Source organism: Actinomycetota bacterium (assembly GCA_030682655.1).
Classification (GTDB): Bacteria; Actinomycetota; Coriobacteriia; order Anaerosomatales; family JAUXNU01; genus JAUXNU01.
Map to the genome: position 1 here is coordinate 1 of JAUXNU010000201.1, position 1,211 is coordinate 1,211.

General features: G+C 66.0%; 1 protein-coding gene. It reads right to left on the reverse strand.

Translation table 11 applies throughout. The annotated features are described in order from the left end of the window. Nucleotides 1-32 precede the first annotated feature (32 nt). The coding region (locus Q8K99_13275; GenBank protein MDP2183526.1) for an ISAzo13 family transposase at nt 33-1,211 on the reverse strand (1,179 nt) is incomplete at its 5' end.

Here is a 1,211-nt window from a genome sequence, read left to right on the forward strand (position 1 = left end):
CTAAGGACGCTATGCATAACAACATGAACGAGTCAACGTGTTGGGATGCCGCGCGGCGAGAGGCTGTAGTTCCATTCTCCGTGGAAGTCGCTGCGCTCGATGGCCAGGGAGTCCATCTCCTTGTCGGTGACCTTCCTGCCGGTCTCATAGGTCGCCTCGTCCAGCTCGGCATGAACCGCCAGCCCTTGGGCCGTGCGCGTGGAGGCGATGAGCTCCACGACGACCATGCGGCTGACCAGGGGGCGGCCCCGCCAGTTCTCGGTGATGTGGCAGAACAGACGATGCTCGATCTTGTTCCATTTGCTCGTGCCGGGCGGGAAGTGCCGGACATGCAGCCGCAGCCCCGTCTCATCGGCCAGGCGCTGGAGCTCGGTCTTCCACAGGCGCACCCGCGAGCCGTTGCTTCCGCCCCCGTCGGCGGTGATCAGGATCTCGGGGGTGGCCGGATAGGCGCTTCGTCCCATCCGCAGCCACCACTGACGGATCGCCTCGACGGCGAACTGCGCCGTGTCGTGCGAGATGCCGACGCTGACCCAACCCTCGTTGCGCGCGAGGTCATAGACGCCGTAGGGGACGGCCTTTCCCAGCACGGGGTCGGCGAAATCGTGCATGTTGACCTCCACCGGCTCGCCCTTCCTCTGCCATTCCTTCCCGGCGTTCTTGAAAGGGCCGATGAGCTCCTTCTTCTTCGTGTCCACCGAGATGACCGGCCAGCCGTGAGCGAGGAACTCCTCGGCCGTGGCGTTGATGAATCCGAACTGCGCATCCCGGTCGGGATGATCCGATCCCTCACGCGTCTTGCGGTTGGACTGCATGCTGTAGCCCAGCTCGTCCAGCAGCCGCCAGACCGTGGCCTGGGAGATCCTGTGCCCTTGTGCGCGCAGCTGGGCGGCCAGTCTCGTCGTGCTCTTGGACGTCCAGCGCAACGGCGACATCGGATCGCCACGCGTGACCGGATCCAGCAGGGAATTCAGGTCCGCGAGCAGCGTGTCGTCCTTCTCGGCAAGCGACTTGCGCCCGCCACCCGGACGGCGAACCCGCTGCTTCCCCTTATCGAGCATGCCCTCCGTCCCCGTCGAGGCCGGGGCGCGCAGCTCACTCAGGCCCGCATGGATCGTGGTTCTCGACACGCCGGCGGCTCTGGCCACCCGGCTGATCCCTCCATACCCCAAGGCCAAGGCGTCGGAGGCCAGACACAACCGGAACGACCG